At 59.5% G+C, this 26,094-nt stretch carries 21 protein-coding genes and 1 pseudogene; 13 read left to right on the top strand and 9 right to left on the bottom strand.

The features are described from left to right. Positions 1 to 11 precede the first annotated feature (11 nt). From AABE10_RS12025 to AABE10_RS12010, 4 genes and pseudogenes are all read left to right on the top strand, one after another. Positions 12 to 269, top strand: a complete 258-nt coding sequence (locus AABE10_RS12025; protein WP_342933465.1) for a DUF2934 domain-containing protein — start codon at positions 12 to 14, stop codon at positions 267 to 269. Positions 270 to 385: 116 nt separating this feature from the next. Next, positions 386 to 780 (top strand): annotated as a pseudogene (locus AABE10_RS12020) (PRC-barrel domain-containing protein); the annotation flags it as partial. A 604-nt stretch (positions 781 to 1,384) separates the two neighbouring features. Further along, positions 1,385 to 1,645: a CsbD family protein gene (locus AABE10_RS12015; RefSeq protein WP_342933464.1), complete on the top strand. Its 261-nt coding sequence runs from the start codon at positions 1,385 to 1,387 to the stop codon at positions 1,643 to 1,645. Continuing rightward, on the top strand, positions 1,642 to 1,899 hold the full coding sequence (locus tag AABE10_RS12010; protein ID WP_342933463.1) for a hypothetical protein: 258 nt from the start codon (positions 1,642 to 1,644) through the stop codon (positions 1,897 to 1,899). The genes AABE10_RS12015 and AABE10_RS12010 overlap by 4 nt, the downstream gene beginning before the upstream one ends. A 54-nt stretch (positions 1,900 to 1,953) precedes the next feature. On the opposite strand, the gene AABE10_RS12005 is transcribed toward AABE10_RS12010, so the two are convergent. After that, positions 1,954 to 3,093 carry a response regulator receiver protein gene (locus AABE10_RS12005; RefSeq protein ID WP_342933462.1) on the bottom strand — a complete coding sequence of 380 codons (1,140 nt, stop codon included), beginning with the start codon at positions 3,091 to 3,093 and terminating at the stop codon, positions 1,954 to 1,956. 306 nt (positions 3,094 to 3,399) lie between these two features. Then, positions 3,400 to 4,296 (bottom strand): hypothetical protein, encoded by an 897-nt coding sequence (locus tag AABE10_RS12000; RefSeq protein ID WP_342933461.1) that lies wholly within the window; start codon positions 4,294 to 4,296, stop codon positions 3,400 to 3,402. A gap of 625 nt (positions 4,297 to 4,921) precedes the next feature. Here AABE10_RS12000 and AABE10_RS11995 point away from each other — a divergent pair. The 4 genes from AABE10_RS11995 to AABE10_RS11980 all read left to right on the top strand — a co-directional run bounded on the left by AABE10_RS11995 (position 4,922) and on the right by AABE10_RS11980 (position 6,811). Continuing rightward, positions 4,922 to 5,452 (top strand): HMA2 domain-containing protein, encoded by a 531-nt coding sequence (locus AABE10_RS11995; protein ID WP_342933460.1) that lies wholly within the window; start codon positions 4,922 to 4,924, stop codon positions 5,450 to 5,452. 67 nt (positions 5,453 to 5,519) lie between these two features. Further along, complete coding sequence (locus AABE10_RS11990) at positions 5,520 to 5,849, top strand: DUF5132 domain-containing protein (protein WP_342933459.1); 330 nt, start codon at positions 5,520 to 5,522, stop codon at positions 5,847 to 5,849. Next, on the top strand, positions 5,846 to 6,349 hold the full coding sequence (locus AABE10_RS11985) for a hypothetical protein (RefSeq protein ID WP_342933458.1): 504 nt from the start codon (positions 5,846 to 5,848) through the stop codon (positions 6,347 to 6,349). The genes AABE10_RS11990 and AABE10_RS11985 overlap by 4 nt, the downstream gene beginning before the upstream one ends. A 75-nt stretch (positions 6,350 to 6,424) precedes the next feature. Then, a complete protein-coding gene (locus AABE10_RS11980) occupies positions 6,425 to 6,811 on the top strand; it encodes an HMA2 domain-containing protein (RefSeq protein ID WP_342933457.1) in 387 nt (128 codons plus the stop codon). Here the strand turns inward: AABE10_RS11980 and AABE10_RS11975 are convergent. Then, the gene (locus AABE10_RS11975) at positions 6,808 to 9,756 is read right to left on the bottom strand and encodes a cation-transporting P-type ATPase (RefSeq protein WP_342933456.1); all 2,949 of its coding nucleotides are present in this window, start codon (positions 9,754 to 9,756) and stop codon (positions 6,808 to 6,810) included. The genes AABE10_RS11980 and AABE10_RS11975 overlap by 4 nt on opposite strands. Positions 9,757 to 10,057: 301 nt before the next feature. On the opposite strand from AABE10_RS11975, the gene AABE10_RS11970 reads away from it, so the two are divergent. Continuing rightward, on the top strand, positions 10,058 to 11,296 hold the full coding sequence (locus tag AABE10_RS11970; RefSeq protein WP_342933455.1) for a DUF445 domain-containing protein: 1,239 nt from the start codon (positions 10,058 to 10,060) through the stop codon (positions 11,294 to 11,296). Between the two features lie 708 nt (positions 11,297 to 12,004). Further along, entirely contained in the window at positions 12,005 to 13,225 is a 1,221-nt protein-coding gene (locus AABE10_RS11965; RefSeq protein ID WP_342933454.1) for an NRAMP family divalent metal transporter, read from the top strand. A gap of 191 nt (positions 13,226 to 13,416) precedes the next feature. On the opposite strand, the gene AABE10_RS11960 is transcribed toward AABE10_RS11965, so the two are convergent. Then, complete coding sequence (locus AABE10_RS11960) at positions 13,417 to 15,228, bottom strand: extracellular solute-binding protein (RefSeq protein ID WP_428983302.1); 1,812 nt, start codon at positions 15,226 to 15,228, stop codon at positions 13,417 to 13,419. A 323-nt stretch (positions 15,229 to 15,551) separates the two neighbouring features. On the opposite strand from AABE10_RS11960, the gene AABE10_RS11955 reads away from it, so the two are divergent. Continuing rightward, a complete protein-coding gene (locus tag AABE10_RS11955) occupies positions 15,552 to 15,713 on the top strand; it encodes a DUF1328 domain-containing protein (protein WP_090873856.1) in 162 nt (53 codons plus the stop codon). 872 nt (positions 15,714 to 16,585) lie between these two features. On the opposite strand, the gene AABE10_RS11950 is transcribed toward AABE10_RS11955, so the two are convergent. Further along, complete coding sequence (locus AABE10_RS11950; protein WP_342933452.1) at positions 16,586 to 18,388, bottom strand: alkaline phosphatase D family protein; 1,803 nt, start codon at positions 18,386 to 18,388, stop codon at positions 16,586 to 16,588. Positions 18,389 to 20,127: 1,739 nt separating this feature from the next. Between AABE10_RS11950 and AABE10_RS11945 the strand changes: the two genes are divergently transcribed. Together AABE10_RS11945 and AABE10_RS11940 are read left to right on the top strand one after the other, a co-directional pair. After that, positions 20,128 to 20,481, top strand: a complete 354-nt coding sequence (locus AABE10_RS11945) for a hypothetical protein (RefSeq protein ID WP_342933451.1) — start codon at positions 20,128 to 20,130, stop codon at positions 20,479 to 20,481. 673 nt (positions 20,482 to 21,154) lie between these two features. Further along, positions 21,155 to 22,063, top strand: a complete 909-nt coding sequence (locus tag AABE10_RS11940) for a peptide ABC transporter permease (RefSeq protein ID WP_342933450.1) — start codon at positions 21,155 to 21,157, stop codon at positions 22,061 to 22,063. 102 nt (positions 22,064 to 22,165) lie between these two features. Here AABE10_RS11940 and AABE10_RS11935 read toward each other — a convergent pair whose 3' ends face one another. From AABE10_RS11935 to AABE10_RS11920, 4 genes are all read right to left on the bottom strand, one after another. After that, on the bottom strand, positions 22,166 to 22,480 hold the full coding sequence (locus tag AABE10_RS11935) for a hypothetical protein (RefSeq protein WP_342933449.1): 315 nt from the start codon (positions 22,478 to 22,480) through the stop codon (positions 22,166 to 22,168). A gap of 105 nt (positions 22,481 to 22,585) precedes the next feature. Beyond that, complete coding sequence (locus AABE10_RS11930) at positions 22,586 to 22,990, bottom strand: hypothetical protein (RefSeq protein ID WP_342933448.1); 405 nt, start codon at positions 22,988 to 22,990, stop codon at positions 22,586 to 22,588. Positions 22,991 to 23,091: 101 nt separating this feature from the next. After that, positions 23,092 to 23,826, bottom strand: coding sequence for a hypothetical protein (locus AABE10_RS11925; protein ID WP_342933447.1), 735 nt, complete (start codon positions 23,824 to 23,826; stop codon positions 23,092 to 23,094). Positions 23,827 to 24,604: 778 nt separating this feature from the next. Further along, positions 24,605 to 25,717, bottom strand: coding sequence for a hypothetical protein (locus AABE10_RS11920; protein WP_342933446.1), 1,113 nt, complete (start codon positions 25,715 to 25,717; stop codon positions 24,605 to 24,607). Between the last annotated feature and the right edge of the window lie 377 nt (positions 25,718 to 26,094).

Raw genomic sequence — 26,094 nt, 5'->3', positions numbered from 1 at the left:
GCATACCCTCGGTGTTCTTCGAGCGCCCGCGCACGCCGAATCGAGCACGCGCCTTGCTGTGTCATTTGACCACCTACAGTCAGCCCGATTACCGGGAGGAAAAAATGGACGTCACTGTCACCGAGGAACAGATTCGAACGCTCGCCTTCTATCTGTGGGAGAAAGATGGCGGTCCCGAAGGTCGTTCTGAGGAGTACTGGGAAAAGGCACGCCAGCAGTTGCTGGCGGATGCATCGCCGGCAACATCAGATGCGGACACCATGAAATAGTTCTCGCCTGAAGGTTGATGTCGTAATGTTCCGACGAAGCACGGACGCGCGATCATCGACGTGCCACCAGCACCCCACTTGATCCGACAGGTAATACGACCGGCGCCGGCGCCGAGATCGTCGGTGGCGGACGTGGGGAAGGACCGGGACCGTATGTGATGGCGGCCACGACGCTCGACGGTGACAAGGTCGTCACGTCAGACGGCGAAGACGTCGGCAAGATTTCGGACATCATGCTCGACGTGCGCAGCGGACGCATCGCGTACGCCGTCCTCTCCGAGCGTGGCTTCCTCGGGATGGGTAAGACGTTGCACGCGATTCCGTCGAGCGCATCGACGCTCGATACGGACGAGAAATGCTTCCGCGTCGACATCACCGCGCAGCAGCTCAAGGATGACCCGGCTTCGATCCTGACCACTGGCCGTCGACGGCCGACTCGGCTTGGGGCACACAACTGCATCAGTACTACCGCCGGCATCGATGCTGGATTGCGGCGCGAGACGTCGTCGAAGGGCGCGACAGCGCCGCCGACGTCCGATTGACAGCTCGCGTAAGGTCGCCTTGGCCGAAGTCACGACGTTTCGTCCATCGCCTTGCCGTTCAAGACAAGACGATGACCTGTCCAAACGCTGGCGTTCGCCTGCGGGTGTGGCTGCTAACAGCACTGATCACCGCGTTCTGCACACCGCCCATGTCTACTGTGCTTCTGGTCGATGGTTCAATACGCTCCCGCAACGGATTGAGTCATCAACGCAAAAAAGAGCTGATGGGACACCTGCTAATGAAACGTTGGACGACGTCCGCCCGCTCGGTGCGAGGTTGCAGATCGGCCTGCCGGGTGCAGCGCCTAAGAAAGCAATGACCTACCTGCTGGCAATACCTCGGCGCCTTCCCGGCTTTTGACACGGCTGGCCGTCCATCCGCCCGATACACACGAAAGAATGCGCCAATGACGCAATGGAAGTCGTCGGGTCCGACGCTTGCTGAGCAGCCGTCACAGTCCGGCGCGTCGATGCGGGCTCACTCTGTCGAGCTTGCTGGCCTTGCACGCGCGTGCTGCGTGCGTCGCCATTGTTGACGGCGTACCGCCAGCCGGAACAACCAGGGAGTGGCAAATGGAAACGACCAGAACGGAAGGCTTGCTGGGAGAAACCGCAGGAAACGTGAAGGAAACGATTGGCTCACTCGCAGGCGACGCTGGAATGCAGCTTAAAGGCAAGGCGGGCGAGTTGCGCGGCAAGGCGCAGCAGATCTGCGCGGATACGACCCACCTCGCGCGCGATGCAATGTCGTCCAGCCCGCTCGCGGTGCTGGCCGGGGCGGCTGCCGTCGGCTTCGTACTTGGCGCGTTGTGGGCGTCGAACCGCGACGGATGACCCGCACGTGGGTGACGCTCGACGCCGCAGGCTGTGCATCGGGCCGCTACGATGTCGATCCGGTCCAAAGTGAACGAGTGGGCGATGACAATCGTGATACCCGTGATGCGCTCGCGGCGATTTTCCGATCAGACGGTCCGCACCGACGTCGAAGCAAAGATGTTCAGGAATGCGAAAACGAACGTTTCATCGCCATGAGGATGGGGATCGTCAAGCCGCGTCCGCTGACGACAGAAACAGGTACGGGCGACTGAGATCACCGACTTGTGAATCGTGCGACGCAAGCAGAACCCCGTCGCCCCCGAACTTCATTGTGGCGACGCTTTAGAGCGCGAATCAGCTTCCCGTGGGACGCGTGGATCTCGACGCTTTTCCTTGGCGTGTGAAATCGCTTGTCCCGTCAAGCGCCCGGAATGTGAAACTGGCGACTTTGCTGAGAAGATACGATGGCCTCTTCTGCGCCCTTTCGCGTAGAGCCTGAACATCCATACGAGCCGGTGCACCTCGTGTTTGACGAGAAGCCATCGCCAGAGCCGTGCGCCGCTGAACGTTCGGGAAGACGCGTCCCGGCCAAGCAGAGGCTTGCAGTCAGGCAGGTGCAAAAAGGCGCAGTGCCTGAACCATCGTAGATCGCGATGCGTGTTTCCTGACCAGTGTCGCCCGACTGCGCGATAGGCACCGACGTCGATAACCGTTTGCCCCCGGTCCGACAGCATATTCAATGCTGCCGAGATGAACGCCTCGTCGCCGTGGTGATTCAGTTCATCAGTGACCGCGCGATAGTGTTCGAAACACTCGCGCGCGACAGGGATCAGCTGATTGATAAAGGCCCTGGAGGCAATCAGGAACTCCCCGCCATACCACCGCGGATTGCGTAGCGTTGTCCCAGCAACCAGTTCGAGGTCTGCAACAACCCGTGCAGCCCCATACGCAAAAAACTCCTGATCGGAAATATCAAAAGCCCCGGCGCCGGCCACATGGCACCGCCGAAGCAGATTAAGGTCGAGTCCGTGCTGGGCGATGACATCCGTATCGAGCAGAAGCAGAAGCTTGTTATCGGCCAGCGTCAACGCGACCTGCTCCAGCAGGTCAAGTTTGAAGTGCGCACCATAGAACGCGATCCCTTCAGGCACCTCCAGTGACGGCGTGATGGGGAAAACGGCCGGTCGCAGCTCAGCCTTAAGACTGGACAGAAAGCCCAGCACTTCCTCCACGTCGTTGGTCGCGATGGTCAGTCGCGGCAGGCCCGCTGCCAACAGGCTGCGATTGAGCGTCACAGCCTGTGAAAGATAACTGAACCGGCCGCAGTTATGCAGGTTCGGGCTTCCCATGCCGCCCCCGCTCAGGAAGACGAGCGCACACGGCACAATGTCGATCTCTGATTTCCGGGATTGCGACACGCTTGACTGTGAGGGCCGCGACGAGGCGCAAGGGATAGGATTATTCACGCAATACCTCCGCCAGCTCTGAAGAACTGCGATGCTGTCGCACAATACGAAGACGTTCCGTCGACGTGCCGCGCACGGACGATAGCGTGCTCGCCGACGAGACAGTCATGTGTCTGCCAAAGCAAATACGTGCGGCGTCGCCACGGCGACAATCAGGCAGTGGAGCAAGCGGGCGCGGCGCCGGCGAACCATCCCATCACTTCGAGGCGCCCACAAACGATCACCGCCTGCGAGGACCCGTTCGGTTTCGTCCGGATGGTCATGCCCGTGCCGGGGCAGCCTGCGCAAATGCGTTGCTGCACCTCTCTAAGGCCCGACCGTAATCAGGAGCGTGATGTCTACGACGTAATCCGGCGGCAGCGCGCCAGGCCCGAAGTCCCCCGGCAGATAGTGGAATCTGCCGCCATAGTGAATTGTGTGTGAGCCTGTTGGCAGCGGCTTCAGAAGCAGGTAGTACCCGTCAGCTGCGGCCGTGCCGGCTCCGTAAATATGTTCCGGCAATCCAAAGACCCAGCGCAACGCTGTCGTAAATGTGAACCGGTCGGTAGCGACGCGATACGCCGTAATGTTGGTTATCGGGACGTTGTCGATAGTGACGAACAGGTCCTCAATCCGGTCGGCGAAGCGGCCGGCAATGGCCCGTTCGCCCGCCGCCGTCGATGGGGTGTATGTGCCGGGCGGCAGCAGTGTCGAAGAAAAAGTGTCGAGCGTCGCCAGCAGGATGGACGTCCCCGCAGGAATAACGTTCGCGGACTGATCGCAAACCTGTGGTGTATTGGGCGCGCTGAGCGCGTGAAAGTAGGAGCTCGGTGTGGCCCAGTACCAGACGTTACCGCTTTGGCCCGCTGAGACAGGACGGGTACAGCTGATCAGCGGGTTTGGAAAAAAGGGGCCGTTGTCGATCAGGTTCACCCACTGCCAGAACGAGACCACCCACTGACGGTAGGTTTTTCCCTCGAAGCGTGCATGGCGCGGCACGACTACATGACTCGCAGACTCCGCTTGTATGGCGGATTTGTTGACGGTGGAATCGGCGGAGTCGACGACGGCTCTGTCGACGACTGCCGTGCCGGCTGCGCCATCGGTGCCGCCGCCTCCGCACCCGGTAACGGCGACTGCAATCGTTGCGACGATGGCCGCTGATCGCCATGCCCTGGTGAATCCCGGGACGAGTGCTGCGAGGTCCTGATATATGTCCGTCATCACGCTCTCCTACCGGTTCTAGTTGCTTTGCTCCAGCCGATCGCGTTGTGTGAATGTTTATAGACTTCTGTCTCGAACATCGTCGGACAAAAGGTGGCGGCTTTTGACAGGTTCTCCGGTTGAGAGGAACCACGAAGAGCTAGCGTTTGACGACTGGTTTGGACCGAATTCTGGACGGCTTTTGAGCCAGCGCGCGCACGGATGACCTGGCGGCGCACGAAGAACCTGGAAAAACTCGCCCTCGCGCGATCAGTCGCAACGGAGCAGGCGTCGCCTTCTACGAATTCGATTCTCACGAAACGGGGAGCGCGGCAACGTCGCATAGGTTGATCAACTGTATCGTTTCACCATGGCGCCAGAAAGGGGATATACGGTTTCGCCCGAGGCCTCGGCAAACAGGCTGTCCGAAAACGTACGCATCTTTCCACGCCGCAGGAAATGAACATGAGCATCGTCCTTTCGTGTCAATGCAAGTTGCCCGCAAAAACAATGCAAGCGGTTCGACATCAGGGCGGTGAATACGAAGTCGAATATCGACGATCTTCGACCTAAACTTGGTTGGTACTCAACCAGCAGAGCGGTCGCGATGGAACAGTCAGCTAACACTCACCGCCCTCGTGCGAGGGTGGCGAGTTCGATCCGTGGGCGCGTCCGCATCAAGGTCGATCGCCCGTTCCGGAATACCACACTACTCGACAAGGTCAAACAGCGGCTCGAGGAACATGAAGGTGTGGGCGCCGTCAATGTAAATCCCGCCACAGGCAGTGTGACAATTCCTTATGACCATGCCCAGCTAAACCGGGAAAAGATACTCGGTCTGCTGAGCGACCTCGATGTCATCGTGTCCGAGACGGTTCATCCAACGTCGTCGGCGACTGCGGAACCGGGCCAGCCTGGTGGTACTCGCAGCCTGGTGTCGGCCGTCGACGATCTGAACGGTCGGGTTCGCAGCGCAATCGGAGTTCCCATCGACTTCAAGGCATTACTGCCTTTGGGCCTCGCCGGTGCTGGCGTATGGTCCATTTCGCGGCACGGATTGATGATCGAAAGCGTACCGGGCTGGTTTCTGCTTTGGCTCGGACTGGATACATACGTGAAGCTGCACCCCGAGCATCTAGCAACATCGTCGACCGTCGGCGCCGACGCGCGAGGCTGATCAGCGACGGCAGTCGATCTTTCGTACATTCGCATCTGCAAGTGGTCTTCTTTTATGGAGGACGACCATGGCCGGTCCCGAGGATATCTTCAAGGGCAGCGTGCTTGCGGGTCTCGCTGTCGGTGTCGGCGCCATCGTGCTGGCGCCCGTCGTATTACCCGTGGTGGCTGCCGTTTCCCGCCCCATCGCGAAGTCTGCGATGAAGACGGGCGTGATTCTGTTTGAGAAAGGACGCGAGGCGGCCGCCGAGATGCGAGAGGTATTCGAAGACCTTGTCGCCGAGGCGCGAGCCGAGCTTGATGAGTCCCGCCCCGGCGCATCATTCAGCGCGAGCCCGGGTTCCTCCGAGACATCGCCACATATGGCCGATGCGGAGCGCGAAGGGGCGCCTCAATGAGCATCCCGGAAGCGCACATATCGCACATGCTGGCGGGCCGCGTACGGCTGAAAATCCCCGCCCGGCGGCACGATGCCGCTTTTTTTGCCGAAGTCGTGCGCCGTCTGGCGCAATGCGATGGTGTCATCGAGGCGCGTGCATCGCCGCTGACTGCGGGTCTGCTGATCATGCATGCAACGGAGCTCAATTCGATTGCAGCGTGGGCTTCGCAACAGCGCCTGTTCTCATTGCACGCCGGCGCCGCCGAATCCTTGCCAGGGCAGCGCAGTCGTGCGATTCAGCGCAGCGCTCGTCCCGTCGCGTCTGTTTCAGGCGAGCAGGCGGTACGCCGCGCCCGTTTGCTCAGCACATCTCTGGCGGGCCTCGGTGCGCTCCAGACGGTAAGGGGCCAGATTCTGGCGCCAGCCGTCACGCTGTTCTGGTACGCATACGATGCACGACGCGGGCTTTCATCGATACGACCCGGCTCCGAATCTCCGTCCGAGGGCGCAAATTCATAAGGCCGACACATCGCGGCGTTCTAATATCGCACGGAGCCGGTACGCCGGCATTGATGCGCTGAAAGCGCCCGTGAAATGGCTGAATATGTTCCGCAGCAGTACCACCTGGTGCCTGGTCGGCTTCGCCTGAAGATCGCGTCTGTGAAGGGTAACGAGGCGCGCGCACGACTTGCCGAGGCGCGATTGCGTGAGGTCAACGGCGTGCGCGACGTTTGCGCGAACAAACTCACGGGTAGCCTGATCGTTCGGTTCGATCCGGTTATCGTGAGCGTAGCGCAAATTTTCAATGCGCTAGCGACCAATGGCCTGGTCGATGCTGGCGCAGTACCCACATTCCCTGTCGCGCCTGCGTCCGCGCAACTGGTGGCGTCCGGCGCACCGGTTGCCGACGCACTGTTCAACAAGGCCGTTGAGACGCTTCTTGAGCGTTGTGCGCTCGCGTTGATTGCCGCAGTAGTCTAGCGCGGTCCCCGTAAGTGCGGGATGTGACCGGGTGCGCTCGCGCCCCCTGCGAGCGCGGGCGGCTTCATCGCCTCGTTGACAATGTGCGGCGCGCTCGCGCCAATGGCGACGGCGAGCGCATCGAGCATATCGATGCGAGAAATGCTCAGCAGCTCGCCAAGACCTGGCACAGCTCCCGCTATCACCTGTAAGGCCATTGACCCTCCGATTGCAAGATCGAGATAGCGGTTGCGCGGCCGCCTGAAAATATTGAGCGGCCCGCGCGAGTCCGAACGACAACCGTAAGCGTGCAGCAACTGGCCAAGCGTCAACGTCATGAAAGAAACGGTTGCTGCGCCTGGACCCGGCCCGTGGCGCGCCGCAGCGAACGCATGGCTTGCCAGTGCGCCCGCGCTGATGGCCAGCGCTTCGCGACCATATCGCATCATGTCTGTGCGGCCAATAATGGGCTCCCCAATAGGCCGAGGTGGCGTGCGCAGCACGTCGGGTTCCTGCGGTTCGACGGCGAGCGCAAGCGCTGGAAACACATCGCTCAGCAGATTGATCCACAGAAGCTGCATCGGCGTCAGAGGTTGGCCGAGCCCCGCGCCGACGGCAGCAAGCGTGACAACAATTTCGCTGACGTTTGTCGATACGAGGAAGTGCACCGACTTGCGAATGTTGTTGTAGATCGTGCGCCCCTGGCCGATAGCGACCGTGAGCGTTTGAATGTTGTCGTCCTCGAGTACGACGTCGGCAATTTCACGTGCCAGATCGGTCGTGTGCCGGCCCATGGCGACGCTGATATTGGCCGCTTTCAGGGCTGGGCCGTCGTTGATACCGTCGCCCACCATGGCCACGACTTCGCCATCGTTTTGCAGGCCGCGTATGATCCTGAGCTTGTCGGAGGCACTGACACGCGCGAATATATCGGCGCTTCCCGCAAGTTGAGTGAATGCCGGCGACTCCGTTCTGTCATCGGCAGTCAGCTCGACGACGCGCGGCAACGCGTCGGCGCCGATGTCGAGCGATCTGCCGATCGCGCGCGCCGTTTCGCTCTGGTCACCGGTGATCATCACCGTCTTTATGCCGGCCTCACGCAACAGCGCGATCAATTCTCTTGCGCCATCGCGCAGCGGGTCTGCAAGTCCCAGCATACCGAGCCAGCAGAGATTGCGCGTCTCGAGGCCGGGCGATTCACTCCCCGTTGCGTAAGCGAATCCGAGTACGCGTAGCGCGTCGCCGCCCATCTCGACGTTGCGCTCGAGTATCGCCTGCCGATCAGCGTCCGTCATCGGCACGTGTTCGCCGTTCGAAAGACGTCGAGTACACAGCGTCATGACTTCGACGGGATTACCCTTCACGGCAATCAGGCGGCCATCACCATGCTCGTCGCCGTGCAATGTACACATATAGTTGCGATCGTCTGCGCGATGCGCGACGCTGACTAACGGATGACGCGCACGCAGCGCTTCAGCGTCGACGCCAGACGACAGCACGAACTCCATTAGCGCGTTTTCCGTCGACGATCCATTCAGTCGATGCTGGCCCCCTTCGCCGCTTATTTCGACTTCGTTGCAAAGCGCCGCAACGTACAGCATGCGCAGCAGTCCGTCGTCCTCGAACGGGTTGATGCGCTGCTTGTTCGAATACACCAGTCCATCGACAACGGACCAGCGTTCGCCGTCCATCTGAGCCGCGAGAACGCGCATGCGGTTGAAGGTGAGCGTGCCCGTCTTGTCGAAACAGACTGTATGAACGGCCCCCAGCGTCTCTACCGCGTCGAGGCGCCGCACGAGGACCTTGTGAATGCGCATGCGCCGGATGCCGAGCGCCAGCGTGGTCATGGCGACCGTCGGAAGTCCCTCGGGAACGGCAGCAACCGCAAGCGATACAGACGCCCGGAACATCGCCATCAGGCCGAGTCCGCGCAGCAGACCCAATACGAACACCAACGCGCACACGGCGCCGCCCAGGCGCACCGTCAGATTGCCCAGCCGCTCCAGTTGCTGCTGCATCGGCGTGGCGGGCGGCTTCGTGGAGCCGACAAGCGACTGGATGAGACCGTACTCAGTTGCTGCGCCAACGGAGACGACTACGGCGAGACCACTCCCACCGACTACAGCGCTGCCCATGTGAACCATGCACGCGCGATCGGCAAGTGCGATGTCGGTACGCTCCATGCTCTTGTCCGATTTGAGTACGGGCATGCTCTCCCCGGTCAACGCGGATTCGTCGGTGCGTAGATCACGGGCATGGATCACGCGGGCATCGGCAGTGACGTACGCGCCATTCGACAATACGAGGATGTCGCCAACGACCAGCTCTGTCGCAGCGATCCGCTGCACGACGCCGCTTCGCACGACAAGCGCGTAGCGGGGCGTCGAGTCGTTGAGTGCCTCGATCGCGCGCTCGGTTCGCGATTCCGTGACGTAACCGATCGTACCGTTGATGAGGACGACGCCGAGAATCACGACTGCATCGGCCAGCCCGCCGGTTGCGACCGATGCGACGGCTGAGCCGGCCAACAGCAGCACGGGCAGACTCTTGAACTGGCTCATGAACATGGCAAGTGCGGAGCGACGCGGCGGCGGCTCCAACCGGTTAGGCCCGTGAATGAGCCGTCGACGCCGCGCGGCACACTCGGACAAACCGCGTAGCCTCGATGAGCCGACGGCGAACAGCACCTGCTTCGCGCTGAGAGCGTGCCATGCTCGAGCGCTGGTCAGGAATGGGCGCGTGCTCGCGGGAAGCACGACGGGTGTATGTCCCTGTTCGCTGTGTCCGTGCCTCGAAAAATCGGCGCGAAGTACGGACGCATCGCTGCGAGGCGTGGCGACTGTGTTCAATGTGTCGTCTGAACTGCCGCTGGCGTCGATGCACGAGATGATGTGCGCGAGCGGCAAGCCCTTATCGAAGATCAGGAGGACGTTGCCCGTCCATGCATTCGCATCGACGTCCAGCATGCCGCGAATCGCGCCCAGTCGTTTCACAAAGGCGGCGCAAGCTTCCCGGTCGCGATAAAGCCAGGGTACGTGTGCGCGCACGCGGCCCGGAACACGCGTATGCAAGACGTTGACCGATTGCGTGGCCGCCCTGTTTGCGGCTGGCAGATCCAGCGCGAGGGCTGTGGAGAAGCGTCCGTTCATGTATTTGCTCCACCAGGAAGCAGCGTCGATAGACAGTAAAGGTCGGCATGCCGAAATCGGACGGGCGCCTCTACCACTACAATGAATCAGGTCTTGCATGGCCTCACGGATGTCAACAATGGAAATCGACGGAAGGATGCGCCAATTGCGGCACATGAAACTGGCCGCGACGGGACTCCTCGTCGCAATGGTCGCGCTCTTCGCTGGCGCGCGCCTGCTCGAACATCTGCATCCCTTGCTCGGCTACGTCAGGGCCTTTGCTGAAGCAGGCATTGCGGGCGGCCTGGCAGACTGGTTCGCGATAACAGCACTGTTCCGTCGTCCGCTCGGATTGCCTCTGCCGCACACTGCGATCATTCCGCGAAAGAAGCGTCGAATCGCGCAAAATCTCGGACAGTTCTTCGAACGAAATTTCCTCTCGCCAGAGGTGGTCGCGGTAAAGCTTGCCGATGTGGATCTGGCGCGTCCCTTCTTGCAATGGATAGCCCAACCGCAGCAAGTCGACCAGATTGCCGACTACCTCACAGCCGTTGTGCCGAATGAGATCGATGCACTCGATGTCCACAGGCTTGATCGCATGGCTCTCAACGCCATTTCTGAACGCGTGCGGGAACTCGACTTGTCCCCGATCGCCACAGGCGTGCTCGCCAGACTGACGCAAGGCATTGATTACGACACCATCATCGTCGCCGCGCTCGACGAACTGGGCCTGCTTGTCGACGACAACAGGGACGTGATCCGGGGCCGGGTGCGCAATGAAACGGGGTGGATACTGCAGCGGATGTCGGTGGATGCGAAGGTAACCGACGCTGTCATCAAGGTGCTCGACGACGCGCTCGATGAAGTGCGGAACACTCGGGATCATCCTTGGCGCCGCCGCCTCAGTATGTTGGCACACGAGCAACTCCTTGCTCTGGGCGAATCGCCCATGTACCTTGCAAAATGGAATGCGTTGCGCGACGAGGCCCTTCAGTCGGAGGCGTTCTGCCAGCGCATTGGCTGCGTGCGATGCGATCTCCTCGGGCGTCTGCGCGCAGACATGCAGTCGCCTGATTCATTTGTCGGAGCGAGACTCCATGCCGCAGTGGAACAGTCCGTGCAGGACGCATCGAAGGATGAGCGCTTGCGCGAGCGCCTGACTGCGTGCGCGCGCGACGCGATTCTCGATGTTATTCCGGCACTGCGCCACGAGCTCGGCCTGCTCATCGCGGATACGGTATCGCGCTGGGACACTGCGACGGTCACCTGGAAAATCGAACTGGAGGTCGGGCGTGACCTCCAGTTCGTTCGCATCAACGGAACACTGATCGGCGGGCTGGTGGGGCTTCTGCTGCACGCGATCGGTGCACTGCGGTGAAGCGCCTGCGTCTCAGGAACTGCTCACGTCGCGTGCGTGAAGCGGCTCCCGTTCTGCCGCCTGGGGCGCGCGCCTTGGTGCCGCTGATCCGAGCACCTGTCTGACCCCGCCGACACCTCCAACCAGTATGTCCCGCACGGTCGTGACAATACCTGTTCCAAGCGTTCCCACAAGACCCAGCGCTTCAGTGCCGACCTCTTCTGTCGCGTGTACTGTGCCTGTGAGCACGTCGCGCACAGTCTCAACTGCGTCTGTGGCGACGGTGCCCGTCGCGACGAGTGTGCCACTCACTGTGTCGCGAACGAATCCGATCACAGGGCCGCTGTATTCTTCCGCTGCGACACGTGCTGGCTCACGCAATCCGCGGCGGATGCGTGTGGCAGCGTTGGCCTGCGTGGTGGTATCAGCTGTTGCCTGTCCGGTATCGTCAGTCGTTGCTTGTGTTGCGTTCGCCTCGGCCTGTCTTTCCTCTTCCGTGTCTCGACGTGCCATTTCGACCTCCATCACTGAAGTACGCGTCTCGTGATATGACGATGCGTGTGCACGACGCCATGTTGTGCGCGACGGCATCATCGTGGCGTCACGCCATCATCAAAAGATAGCTCATCAACAAGGGCGCAACAACCATTCCTCGCTGCCGTTTGTGCATGGACTGGAGTATGCGTGCAACGTTGCGCTCGACGGCCATTCGCGGGAGAACGCATCGCCATGAAATCGGTAGCCTCCTTGAGAACGCTCGGCGTGTGGGGAACGGGTACGCTGGTCATGCTCGCGGATACAGACGTCGGGAATGTGGTCGCTGCCGCACAAGCGGGAACTTCATGGGGATACCGGTTGCTACCGCTTCTTTTCGTGCTCGTTCCCCTGCTCTATTTCGTGCAGGAACTGACGGTACGGCTTGGAATATTTTCCGGCCGCGGCTATGGCGAACTCGTACGCGAGCGATTCGGGATCTCGTGGAGCTATGTGTCGGCGATCGCGCTCGTCATTGCAACCATCGGCTCTCTCATTACACAGTTCACAGGCATTGCCGGAATTGGAGAACTGTATGGAATATCGCGTACGCGTTCTCTCTTTCTCGCGACGACCGCATTGATTGCAATCGCGGGGACGGGCTCTTACCGGCGCATGCAAAACGCCGCGCTGTTCATTGGTGCGTTCGAACTGGTTTTCTTCGCACTCGCATGGGCAGCGCATCCTGATCCTGTGGCGATCTGGCGACATGCGCTTGATATCCCGTGGCGCAACGGATCATTTATGTATCTGGCTGCCGCATTGGCAGGCGCAGTATTCAGTCCGTGGATGGTTTTCTATCAGCAATCAGCGGTCGTTGAGAAGGGCATGTCGCGCATCGATTACGGTGCCGAAAGATTGGAGACAGCAGTCGGTGCCGTATTGACCCAGTCGATCACTGCGGCCGTACTCGTAACGATGGCCGCGCTGGCCACCGACGGCAGTAGAACCGCGTCGCTACGCAGCGTAAGTCAGATCGCGGACGCGATGAGCCATTTGCTTGGTGGAGCATTGGGACGCGTCATTTTTAGTGTTGGCGCGCTCGGCGGGGCGATGGTGGCGGCGATCGTTTCGTCGCTTGCACTTGCCTGGGGCGTTGGAGAAGTCGCGGGCTTTCGCCGCTCGCTCGAATGCCGCCCGATGAAAGCACCCTGGTTCTATGCGCTCTATGTCGCGGCGGTGATGGGCTGTGCGCTGCTTGTAGGGTATGTCCCGGACCTGATTGCCCTCAATCTCATTGCGCAGGTCCTGAATGCGTTACTGTCGCCGCTTGTGACAGGTCTGTTGATCGCGCTTGCTGACGTGGCACTGCCAGCAGAATATCGTCCGCAAGGATGGTATCGCCTGGCTATCGTTGCGGGAGCTTTCGGTTTGGGGGCGATGGGTCTGGTCGGTACTTTGGGTATGCTGCTGTAGTCCGTGGTTGCGAATCGTCGGCAGTTGCGCCCCACCGCTCGCGCCGACGCTGACTTCGTGCCCGGCCCTTCGAATTTGGCGTCTGCCCACTCCTCGCCCTCGGGTCCTAACCTTGGGAACACCGAGGCGTCCATGATGTCTTTACGGCAACCTATCGCTCGTGGCTGAGATTGCATGGGTATACGGGTGCGCTATCTGGAAGCGGCCGAACGCTCCTGCCACCATGTCGACAGTATCCATTCTTCCGCATCGTAGTACAGCGGCAGCGTCGCTGGATAGCCGAGCGTATTGCGATACGCGATGCGGTGCACCGGTGAATACCAGTGGGGAATCACGTAATAGCCGCTCATCAACACGCGGTCGAGCGCATGCGTTGCGTCAACAAGCTGCTCGCGTGTTTGCGCGGATATAACTTTCCTCAGGATTGCGTCGATGGCTGGCGACCTCACGCCCGCGATATTGTCGGAGCCCTGCTGATCCGCGTATGCGCTGGCGAAGCGCGAAACCTGCTCTGTGCCCGGCACCTGTACGTCGGGCAGTCGCACCGTCGTCATGTCAAAGTCAAAAGCATCGATGCGCTTTTGAATCAGCGCGTAGTCGAGCGTGCGAAAGTTCATCCTGATGCCGAGCTTCTGCAGATTGCGGCCGTACGCAGCGGCGATTGGCTCCATCGATGTGCCACGACCGGAGTCGTCGAGAAGCTCAAAGACAAACGGCTGACCTTTCGCGTTGCGCAGCGCGCCATCGCGATACGTCCAGCCGGCCTGCGCGAGCAGTTCGCGCGCCCTGACGAGGTTTGCGCGCAGCGAGTTGGGCGGGTCGGTGTCTGGCTGTTGCGGCATTTCCCCGAACACGGCAGCGTCCAGTTCGTCGCGCAGCGGCGCGAGAATCGCAAGTTCGCCTTTGTCAGGCTTGCCCTGCGCCTGCAAGTCCGTATTGACGAAGAAACTGTTTATGCGCTTGTACTGCTCGTAGAAAAGCCGGCCGTTGAGCCACTCGAAGTCGAACGCGAGGTCGAGCGCCTGCCGTACCCGCACGTCCTGAAAGATCGGCCGCCGCAGATTGATGAAGAAGCCCTGCATGCCCATACCGTTGTGGTGCGGGAATTCGCGTTTGATGAGCTCGCCGCTGTCGAAGCGCTTGCCGATATCGCGCCGGACCCAGTTTTGCACGATGTGTTCGACGAGTACGTCATACTCGCCGGCCTTGAACGCTTCGAGCCGCGCGATCGCGTCCGAATACAGCCTGTAGTCGATGCGCGCAAAATTGTGCGTGCCGGCGCGCACGGGCAGCGACGCGCCCCAGTAGTTCGGGTTGCGCCTGTAGGTAACGGTACGGCCGTTGTCGTACTTGTCGATCAGATAGTCCCCGCTTGCAATGGGCTTCTCGAACGCCAGCTGATCGAAAGGAATGCGCGTGCCATCTGGCATCATGCCCCACTTGCGTGAAAACACCGGGATGCCGCCGGCGAGCAGCGGCATTTCACGCGTGGCCACCTTGTATTCGAAGCGGATTGTCAGCCGGTCGACGACCACCGCGCGCGCGATCTGTCCGAAGTACACCGAGAACTGCGGTAAGGCTTGCGGACTCTTCAGCGTCTCAAACGAGTACCTGACATCTTCGGCCGTAACCGGATCGCCGTTCGAGAAGCGCGCTTTCGGATTGATATGGAAGGTCGTCGACAGACCATCCGGTGCGACGTTGATATCGTCCGCGAGCAGGCAGTATGCGCTTGACGCCTCGTCGGAACTGCCCGTCGTCAGGCTTTCGAACATCAATCCGAGTCCGGGCGCGGGATTGCCACGCAGCGTGAAGGGATTGAATTTGTCGAAGCTCGTCAGGCGGTCAGGATTCGCGAGGACCAGCGTGCCATTGCGCGGCGCGTCCGGGTTGACGTAATCGAAATGTTTGAAACCAGCGGAATATTTCGGCTCGCCGTATTGCGCGATCGCGCATACGGCCAGTGAGGAGTTCGCCGTGCACATGACTGATCCGCCCAGCATGAGTACCGCGAGGAAGCAGTGGGCGTTGGATGACCGGATCGTCCCGTGAGTCATAAAGCCATCCGCGAACCGTTTGCGTTCACCGTGTATCGGTTTAGATCCGTACGATGATGCTCCGTGCGCGCGATGACCGAAGCACGCGACCGGGTTCCTGACGCTTGCGTACACGTAGCTTCCTCGTCTGATGTGGCAGAAATCAGGTTCACCGCCAGCATTGCACCCTCTTGTCAGACGAAGCTCCCCGCGACGGAGGAATGGTCGTTGCTCACCTCGTAGGCACCGGGCGCCGATTGTGCGCCGGCTCGAAAAAAGGAGGTCATGGCATGCTTTACTATGCGCTGGTCTTTTTTATTATCGCGATTATTGCCGCCGTCTTTGGGTTCGGTGGTATCGCTGCGGGCGCAGCCAGCATCGCGAAAATACTGTTCATCGTATTCCTCGTCATCTTCCTGGTCACGCTGGTCATGGGCGTCATGCGCCGTTAGACCGACAACCGTATTCGGCCTACGCGTGGCAGTACCGTCCATGCGGATCGTCAATGCTCGCTTGTAAGCGGCCACACGACGTCCTGAGCACATTCATCGCGCCGCCGGGAGAGGAACGCCCGAGCGGTGCGGTCATATCATGTCTAAGACCGCTTGCGGTGAAGGCACTATTTTTTACGCACGTGCCCTGCATGGTTGACGCCGGTCCTCGGTAGTTTGCGCCCGAATGTGCAGTATGAAGAGAGACCGTGTCAAAGGAGCCACTGACAAAGTCAAGGACAATGGTAACGACGCAGTCGACACAGCAACGGATGACGCTGCACAGAATCTGAAGGTCGGCGTGTAGCAGAAGGTTCCCCAAACCTGCAAGGACGTCAGTGATATCGGGGACGCGACAACGACTCGCATGAGGTAAGTTGATGCGCCACCCGGCAGTGTGAACACTGCCCGTAACAAACGTGGCAGAAGCCCGGAATGCGGCGACCTCTTGCATCGTCGAGCCAGTGCGGCAAGTGTCATGTCCGGCACGTTCATCTCAACTGGTTATGAACCAGGGATGCGCCGACGCCTACGTCGGAATTAACATGCCGATTACGTATCGTGCTCAGACGATGTTACGAACAGGAACTCAATGCTAGACGGTGGCCCCCAATCCGCAGTTTCAACTGCGAACCTCCGTAACCGGCCCGTTGTGGCCGCTCGTGCCGCTGATGTGAACACGGCGGCCTTTTGCGTGTAACAAACGACCGTTGCTTACGCGAAGCGCGGCTATCAAATCCTCAGCAGGGAAATCACAGGTCACATCCTGCACGAGGGGAAACTATCGCGACGAGGCGATGCTAGCTCCGACATCATGCCTGCCTGAGTGGAAGCTAGAAGCGCTCGACGCGTACCTCGGTCGCGTCCCTGGGCACGGTCAGCCGCGTGCGTTCGAGCAAGGCGTCTGCGGGCGCAGTCCCGTCCGGATTCAACGGTCTTACTTTGTTGAACACCACGGAAAAGCTTTCCGGCGTAACGGTGGCTGACGCATAGCCCTGCGCGTCGTGGTCGGCGTGGCGCAGATCCGGGTTATTCGTCATCAGGAAGGTGTCGAATTTGGCCGGGGTAGCGACAAGCGACGCGAGCGGTGTGCCGCCCCATGCGGCCTTCATGTAGGTATAGAAAGACGTGCTGCTGATGCCGGCGCAAACGAAATCGACGATCACGGGTGTACCCGATGCCGGGTCCGGGTCGTCCCGCACGACGCCGCACTGAAACGCATGCAGGTCCCCGCTGATCGCGATGACGTTATGGATGCCCTGTTCCTTCAGGTATGAGAGCAGTTCGTGCTTGTGCGCCGGGTAGCCGTCCCATGCATCACAATCAATCACGAGACGTGCCGCCGGTGTCTCAGGCGCACCCGGCATCACCGCCCACAGACGGTTTAACATCACCTCGTTGCCCCACACCTTCCAGGTCGCAGCCGAGCCCCGCATCGTAGTCTTCCACCATTGCGTCTGCTCCGGGCCGAGTATCGACGGCGCGCGGCCGAGTTGCGCGGTATCCCGCGCCTCGAAGCGCTGCAGCACGTCCTGCTTCACAAAGTAGCGCGAGCCGGCTGCGTCGTCGCCATGGACCGGGTCGTGCCCGTGCGCGCGTGCGACAGCCGCCTCGCTCACGACATGGTCGTCGCGATAAAGCCGCTCGTCCGTCATCACGAGATGCATCAGCATACCGAAGCGAAATTCGCGGTAGATACGGATGTTGGTGTATGACGGATTGTTCGGCTCGAAGCGCACGTCGCCCCAGTCCACCGGCATGTACTCGGCCCACGCACGGCTGGCGTTGCGGCGGCGCTGTGTCTCCTGCGTTTCCGCATTTGTGTAGACTTGATGATCCTGCCAACAGTCGTCGGAAAACTCGTGATCGTCCCATATCGCGATCATCGGCAGGCGCTGGTGCAGCGTCTGCAAGCGCGGATCGGTACGATAGGTGCGGTAGAGCATCCGATAGTCTTCTAGCGTATTGGCATAAACGCTGCCGTCGGCGAGCGGCTTTCCGTCAGGCAGCCGCAACGAAGGATGCGCTGCCTCGACAGCGCCGGGCCTCGCGGCCCCGACCGTCTCATAGATGTAATCGCCCATATGCACGACGAAATCCAGATCGCTTTCGGCTGCCAGCAGGCTCATTGCTTGCCAGTGATTGACGCTCCAGTCCTGACAGGTGAGCCACGCGAAGCGAGCCTGGTTGTTGGCCTCGTTTGGATCGGGAGCCGTGCGCGCGACACCCATGACGCTCGTGTCGTCGCCGGCGACGAACCGATAGTGGTACGTGGTTTTCGGCGAGAACCCCGTCACCTTCGTACGGACGGTGAAGTCATAGGTGGACAGTGCCCTCAGCGGGACGCTGGCGACGAGAGCCGAGAAATCAGGCCGCGTCGACACCTCGAGTCGTAACGGAACTGCGCGCGTAACGTGTTTTGCGCGTTGCTTTGCGTCCCCATGTACTGGCACACACCGCGTCCAGAACACGATGGAGCGATCGCGCGGATCACCGCTGGCGACGCCCTGTGGAAACCGATAGCGACCTTTGGGTGAAGCACTGGACGGCGGTACCGACTGCGGAGCGCCAAGCGTGCCGGTGGCGGCCGCAATAGTGAAAAAGGCCGATGACTTGAGGAAGTGGCGGCGATCCATCGATCCTCCTGACCGACATACCGTGTCCCTGAGAGCATCGCGGCGCGACAGCACGTGGTCGCTGCTCTCCCTACGCAGCCTTGGCCCGCCACCGAGCACGAGTGGCGGAATAGTCGTTTATGAGACTACCTCGAAGATCTGCTCCTGAAAAGGCGTGACGACCCGTTTCGATGCCGACCACACTCCCCGCCCGCAGGGTTAAAGCGCCGCATGGTAACGCTGGCACCAACCTCGGAGCCGGTCGTCGTCAACGTCCGTCCGTTGATAGAGCGGAACGGTCGTCTGGATGGCCGGATGACCACAACGGTGAGCGACCGCAGATAGAAATGCAGTTCGAGCAGATTCGCCGATGGCACCTGCTTCTGTGCGATCTGCTGCAACGGATCGATGAAAGGATTGCATGCAATAACTGTTGTTGACCAATATAGGTATCCTCAATATTTCACACAGAAGACGCGTTCAGACACATTGCCGCGAGGACAGTCGTTCCTGCACCCGGTACAACTCGCCAACACGGCCGTCGCAGACAAATGGACGATCGGGCGTCCGCGAAGGTCAACTTCCTTCAGTCTTCACTTGCAATTTCGGCGGTCGGCTCCCTCTGCGGTATTTGCGTCGACTCGTGAGCCGGACCATTCCGGAAAGCACGTCAACCTGTCCATATTTCGGAAGAAAAATTCACGTACGGAATTCATGGTCCCGGATCGCGCGGCACTCTCATTATCGGCATCTGCGCGGTGGGCACGCGACTGTCGGCGCCATCAGGCGAGCGTTGGGCGGGATCATTCTCACAGGGCCGAGCCGCTGTTTCGAGAACGGCGACGAAGCTATGCGCGACGATCTGGTGAAGGCATCCGGGCGGCTGAACTCGACCTCGCACGCAGTTCGCGCGATGTCGAAATTTCTCGGAATCCAGATAGAGAACCGCTGCGTGCGTTCACGCGTACGCCTGCGCGCAATCAATGAACTCCGTCCGGGCGCTGACGTGATGTGGAATCAGACGCACCCATGGCACCGGGGACTACCCTACGCGATAGGACCATCGGTCACGGCCACGTTAAGCGCGACGCAAATTCATTGAACTGGTTCATGCCGACGCGTGGCGATCAGATCACTCTTCCACGCTACGTGAAAGTTTATCGATCCCCAGCGTAGGTTTTTGCGGAAAAACGACGCGGCGTAGGTTTTCTCTCAACGGGAAAGAAACCTACGCCAACGCGGCAGGTCCAGATAGAGACGCGTGCGGAGACCCATTTATCAAATATTCGAGCCAGACCATAAAACAGATGAACAATCAATAGGTTACAGATGGCATTTTAATAATGATCGCGTCTGGCGAAGACGGATCTTACGTTTTGCCCATTCGTTCATTATTTTCGGTGATTCGAGAAAATCTGAACAATCACATCGACCATTTGCAAAAAATATCCTGCAAACAATCAGCTACATGAAAATCAACTCGGTAAAGGCAGATTATCGCTGCGCAATCCTAAACTACTCGTTCTCGTCGAAGTAGTGACGCAGGCTTTTCTGGCGGGCCTTCGACTACAAACCTACGCCAAAACTTACGCTGTATTCCCTCGCGATTATTTGGCACATTAGCGTCGCATTTTAGCAACAAAAGAGGGGAGACAATTGAGCGCAGCCACTAAGCTGGATCGTAAGACGGTCTTGCGAGGAACATCGGCGCGGCCGGCATCAAGATAATAGTGAACCACAGCGACGGAAAGCAGAGACCAGTGCAACTGGGACAACAGGACGAAATTCCGATGCTGGCGAGGGGTTCCAAAAACCCCGTGTCTGCCTTGCAGGCCAAGGCTTCTCACCAGTTCGATTGCCCAGATACAATGGCGCAGGGTTTCATCTTGAATGTCGCGAGTCTGCAACAGGAATTTTGGGATTCCACTGCCCCTATCCGCCGCATGTCCGGGCAAAATGGCCAGCGAGAACTTCAGCACGAAATGAAGCGGGACCAGGCCATGAACGACGACCACTTCCGCGAATTCTTCCTGACGGCCCAAGGTCGCCCGCGGGAGGTATCGGTCGCGTACGTCCAGATCGACAACGACCTCGAACTATATCTGTTGAAGTGACGGCGTCCATGCACTTCGACACCGCCCCCCGGAACACCTTCTGCACCCGCTGATTGAGCCTCGGTCCCGGTCGACTCTGCACGCGCCAACCAGTTGCTCGATGCAGCCCCTGTGGACGTGCGAACCGTCGCCGGCCTGATCGGCATCTCTGTTCTGACCGTGTGGCGGCGCACCCGGTCAGAGAAGCTGCCTGCGCCCAAAAAATCGGGGCCGCGGCCCGGTGGAACGTCGCCGAACTTCGCGTCATCCTCACGGCCAACGCCAACAATGAATGCTGAATCCACCGCGCCGGACAGCCAGGGCCGGGAATGCAGGCACGACCAGCCCCGCCTTCGAGCAGTAGGCCACCGTGTAGGCATTTCCGGATAACGAGCCCGCCTATACTCCTACCCCTCCTCCGTCCATCCAACATCGACCCGACCCAGAGTTCAATCAGTGAGCTCTGCGTTTTCATGCTGCCGGAACGCGCCGACTGGCGCTAACCAAGCCCGCTTGACTCGAAATTAGGCCGGGTGCGATACTTTCTTACGCGCCTTGTCCGGCCGAGTTTCAAGCGACTCAAATCCGACACGTAACCTTCCACCGTAGTCCTCGTAGTACCCAACCATGCGATTCTCAATTCGCGCGGTCAGGTAATCGCTTGAGTGTCCGTGCATACTCATTGGGAACCATGATGGTTACTCTGTTTTCTATTGCATTTGCGGTCCGCACCGCAAGCCAGCAAGCGAACAATCCCGTCAAGCTCGGCCAGGCACAACAACTCGTCGCCGCAGCGCTGGGATATAAGTCAGTCGCCGCCTTCCAGGCATCCGGCGAAGAAGCCGCCGGGCTCGACGAAGCTGTGCATTTCGTTCCTGACGAAGACCTCCTGCTTACCCGGGCTCACGAGCTCGGCATCACGCTTGAAAAACACGAACTAATGTCCATCCTGAAGGCCGCCTTCAAGGACCGCCACCCTGCTTCGCGCCTACACGCATCAGACGGCGCACTGGACGATTTCATCCGCGACTTCGTTCAGGACAAGGTTCTTAACCACAGCGATACGGCCGGCAGCATGGCGATGACCAACAACGATGGGATCGGCGAGGTCTATCTGCCGTTCGATGACGTGATCCTGTGGGCGTTACCTGTGCCCGGCGAAGTACAGGACGAGACGGTTTCCGGCCACGTGTCAATGACAATCGATATCGAGCACCCCTATGTGGGTCACAGGATCGACGTCACCGTTCGCCGGCTGCTCGCCCGCACGGGCAGGGTTTCCATCGCGGCCCCGGTCTGCGAGATCATGAACGCCAGCCTGGACTTCGGCTGGGGTGACGATGATCACGAAGATGGGCCACCCACGGTTTCGCTTGCCCAAGCGCTCGCTGACGAGCTCGGCCTCGACGTTTCCGAAACGGATGACCTGGTCGATGCTGAGGTGCTAACCAACGAGAGCGACGACGGTGTCGTGTACTCGCACGTCTTCGATTTCAGCCCCGTCGCTTCCGCAGAAGTCGCGGAAAAACTGGTCTCGAAATATGGAACGCTGGAAATCGAGGTGCCGCCCTGGTTCTTTGATCGTGTGGCACACGCAGACTAACCGGTCCACATAAAAATAAAACCCGGGACGCTTTAGCGCACCGGGTTTTTCCATCAAGTCCGTCCGTCACGTCTCCGCTCGTCGATGAGCGGAAAGCGAAACTCAAGTCCGGAAACCGGCATTTCTGAGTGCTTCATTGACGCTCGACAACAGCCCTGCCTTGACCTCGGCAATGGCTGTCGGATTCTCGTCCTCGCCGATTCCGTTGCTGTAGATATCCGCAGACCACTCGCCATTCTGGAACATAGCAACGTCGAGATCGCGCATGAAACCCGGCTGCATGACCACGTTGCGTTTCGGCCACTTCGGTAGCGTGAATGCCAGGCGCGAGTTACCGATAAATTCCCGGACCGCCGGGCCAAGCGTAATACTTGCGCGCCACGCACCATACTGGTAACGACCGGGCTGGAAGACCACGCAGCGAACACGCGGGGTCAGCGCCGGCAGGATTGCCCTCGCCAGGGCGGCCTTGACTGAACGCAGGCAATCCGAATCGTCCTGCTGATGGTCGAGTGAATATACTTACAAACCGCCCGACCACCGTCCGTCAACGATCTTCGTGTTCAGCAGACCCCGACCCGGCTGCTTACGGGCGACCGCATACTCACTGTCAACGCGCAACGCCGCGTCGCAATCGAGACGATACAGTTCGGGGCCGTCCGGCTTGAAGAACTCGGGGATCAGGAACTCCGGCGACGATTCAAGCACCGCCGGCGAAACGCCCGAAACCTTGACGGACACGTCGTACGCGACATCCAGGAATCGCTCCGAACGTTGCCGCGCCGGGGGAAGCTTGCTGATCGTCACACTGATACGAACGCCATCGAGGATGGCGCTCACGGACTCAGCCGTACGGTCATCCGCCAGTTCAGCCATTCGCGCGGCAAAAGCTGCATTGTCAAACGACTCGTCCGCCGACGCGGTCACCGACGTCCTGTTCGATATCTGCTCAGGCGGCCCCCCCCTGGAAATCATCGCATGGCTGGACAGAGTGGCGCCAACGTTGCCCGCCGAGTGACGACAGCGCACTAGCGCCGGCGAAACAACCTCTGCAAGCCCCGAATCACCAGCAGACTGATCACGGCTGTGCCGATCAGCACGTTAACGGTGGTCAGTCCATCTCCCGCCAGCCTGTCCATCGAGTCTTGGGGAAAATGCTGGGCGCAGACCGTTGCACTGTAGTGCTGCGCCGTGCAGACACCCTGATGCGCATCCAGTCTCGCCCGCGCCTCAGCCCCGATTACTGGAAGCATAGGGATGAGTGAGCTGGCAATCAGTCCGCCAATCAGGCCTGTTCCGAGCGCGACGCGCGAATCGCTCCATGCCCTGCGTGCGTCATCCCTGGACTCGTACAGGCTTTCATACCGTTCGCTGTAGCGCGACAGCCTGTCCAGATAGTCGTCCTTACTGAAACCATGCGTCACCATCGAACGTCGCGCCACCTTGAGGAAGGTCGCCAGGTGACGGCCTATCCGCGCGTCTCCCCGACTGCCTGCAAAGTGGTCCGGCGATGGGACGTAATCGATAATGAAATATCTCTTGTCGAGTTTTCCGCTTGCCGACGAATGCGGATGAACCGTGACAAAGACACCGCCATGCTCATGCTGTGCATACACGAGCGCCGCATGCTCTTCCCGTTCGAATTTCGGAGCTTTTCCGTCCAAAGGCCTGTTGGTCAAAACCATATTGCCGCTCACCGCAGTCAACTGGAAATGACGTTCGCGCGCCTCTTCGCTCGACACAAAAAAATAATGGGACGACACGCCATCTCGCTGGAGTAACGGGCTCGTGACCCGATGCAACCGGGGATACAGATCAACGACCCAGTTCAGTCGAGCGTAGACAGCCTTCTCTCTACCCCGGCGCACCTGAGCGGCATGTGACTGCCCGATTTTCCTGATGCGTGTGTCCGTCGAATCAGGAGTCGGCGCACGACACAGCTTTGTCAGCCATCCCAACAATTTCAATCGATACTCCACAAAATTGCAGCAAATCGCCCATTGATCGGAGCGACGTATTTTCCCCGATTTTTCTCACCCCAGAACAATCGCCCAAACTGCGTCGTCATTCACTGGCTTCGAAGATCATCATCGAACTTTCCTACAGCCCGCCGTGTATGACCAGCGTGCCATCAGGGCCGTCGTACCATCCAGTTGAACCGACATCGGCAGAAGCGCCTGGAGGGCAATCGTTAAGCGTTCCCGTTCACCGAAAAAGGTAGTCATTTCGCACGAATCCCCCGACCGCCGCCGAACCTCAACGGCAACGTCCATATAGCTATCCGGGCGCTCCGTGCCACGGACACGACGACCAAACAACCAGACCTTTCGTACGAACAGCTCAGACGCAGCCGGCCCCGTAACGATGTTGCGAATCTCGACAATGTCCATATCTCGTGTCCACCCCAGTCGGACCAACTGTCCCCGAAATTTCGTCGCCTCACACACGAGCGAACGTCAGGCTCTCGTGCCCCGCGTCGCCTTCAGCACCTCGCCGTTCCGGCTTCCATCCTCACGCGCCTTTTCGCGAATTCCATCGGGATCATGCCTCCCTCAGCCGCTCTCGCCACGCCGACGTAAAGACGGGAAGTGATGGTCGTATCGGGAAAATATAAAGTCGCTTGATATCTGGGGTGACCTCATCCAAGGTAGCCACAATTTCCCGCAAATACGACCGAACCTCCGGACTATCCACTTTTGCCACCCGCATGAAACTCGGAAGGTCACCACGCTCTTCCAGATAGCGAATACGCCAGTACATGTTCGCGAGGGTACTGGCCTCGGTCAGTTGAGCGATCAATTCCTCCTGACTATACTCCCAGTCAGGAATCCGCCCTCTCACCCGCGCATCCAAGAAATATCCATAGATAGTCTGAAACAGAAGCTCCCATCTCGCGGCTGGATTGGGATGCGAACCGCGTGGCACAGGATCGAAATGATCCCCTGACTGACCGAAGAATCGGTTAAACAAGCATGTCAACCCACAGACCATCATGTAAACGACGGCATATGGAATTTTTCCTCGAGTTGCCAGATAACGATATTGAATGTACGTCGTAAATCCTTCGACATCCGCAGCTATCTCTGTCACATGGGAAATAAGCGCGGCCACGCCCTGTAATGGCTCGCTGCCATCGGCCAGCATTTCTTCGACTCTGCCCACAGAGCCAGTGGGTGCCCGCTGCTCCCTTATCTCAAGATGTCCTTGGGCAAGATGTGCCAGTTCATGAAAAAACACCCACTCGAGAGTCGTCTCAAACATAAGCATCTTGCACTGGTGCTCGTTGGCCCCAGGGGGTAACACACCTTCCCGGTCGGCACTTAATTTTCCAAAAATTCCTGCATATTTTGGCTCGCAGAAATGGACGTGCGCCAATTTACTAAGTACGAATGCATCACGATACAATTCAATCGCAAGACCATAGCTAATCACCACGTGATGACGCTCCGGCGTCTCACAATGAGCATACGCCCTGAAATAAGGTCTATCTGCCCAACTGAAACTCATCGTCTTTCCGATCTCCTTGTACATGGTCTGATTGATAAAATCAACGACACGCCCGATTACCCTGTCCGCGATCTGTACAACGTACTCTTTATGTATTAGCTGCGTCTCCTCGTTTATTTTTTTAAGTTTCTCTTTATCCATCTTCAATACCCCGATCCCTGATAGACCAATCCGTTTCGATTGCACCTGTTACTAAATAATCCCATAATCGCCTACTCCTTTCATCGACACGTTATTGCACCGATCAGCCACCTGTCCAGCCTTGAGACGCGCACTCACTCTCACCAACTGCACCATCAAGCGTGATCACCGACATCATGGAGTCCCCATGCCTCATGACATAGGGCAAAGTCGGGCGCTCGTGCTTCGCATCGAACCGCTTCGGGCGGCCTGCCCCGACGAGCGGCATGCCACCGCGGTCGCAGGTTACGGCGAGACCCGATGCGCCTGGGCGGCGGGCAGTGCCGAACCCGGCGCATATGTGACGCGAACCTCGACACGGCGATTGGGCGCGTTACACTGCT

It is taken from the genome of Paraburkholderia diazotrophica, assembly GCF_038900755.1.
Lineage (GTDB): Bacteria > Pseudomonadota > Gammaproteobacteria > Burkholderiales > Burkholderiaceae > Paraburkholderia > Paraburkholderia diazotrophica_A.
The sequence above is the reverse complement of the archived record's forward strand: the minus strand, read 5'-3'. Positions and strand labels throughout refer to the sequence as shown.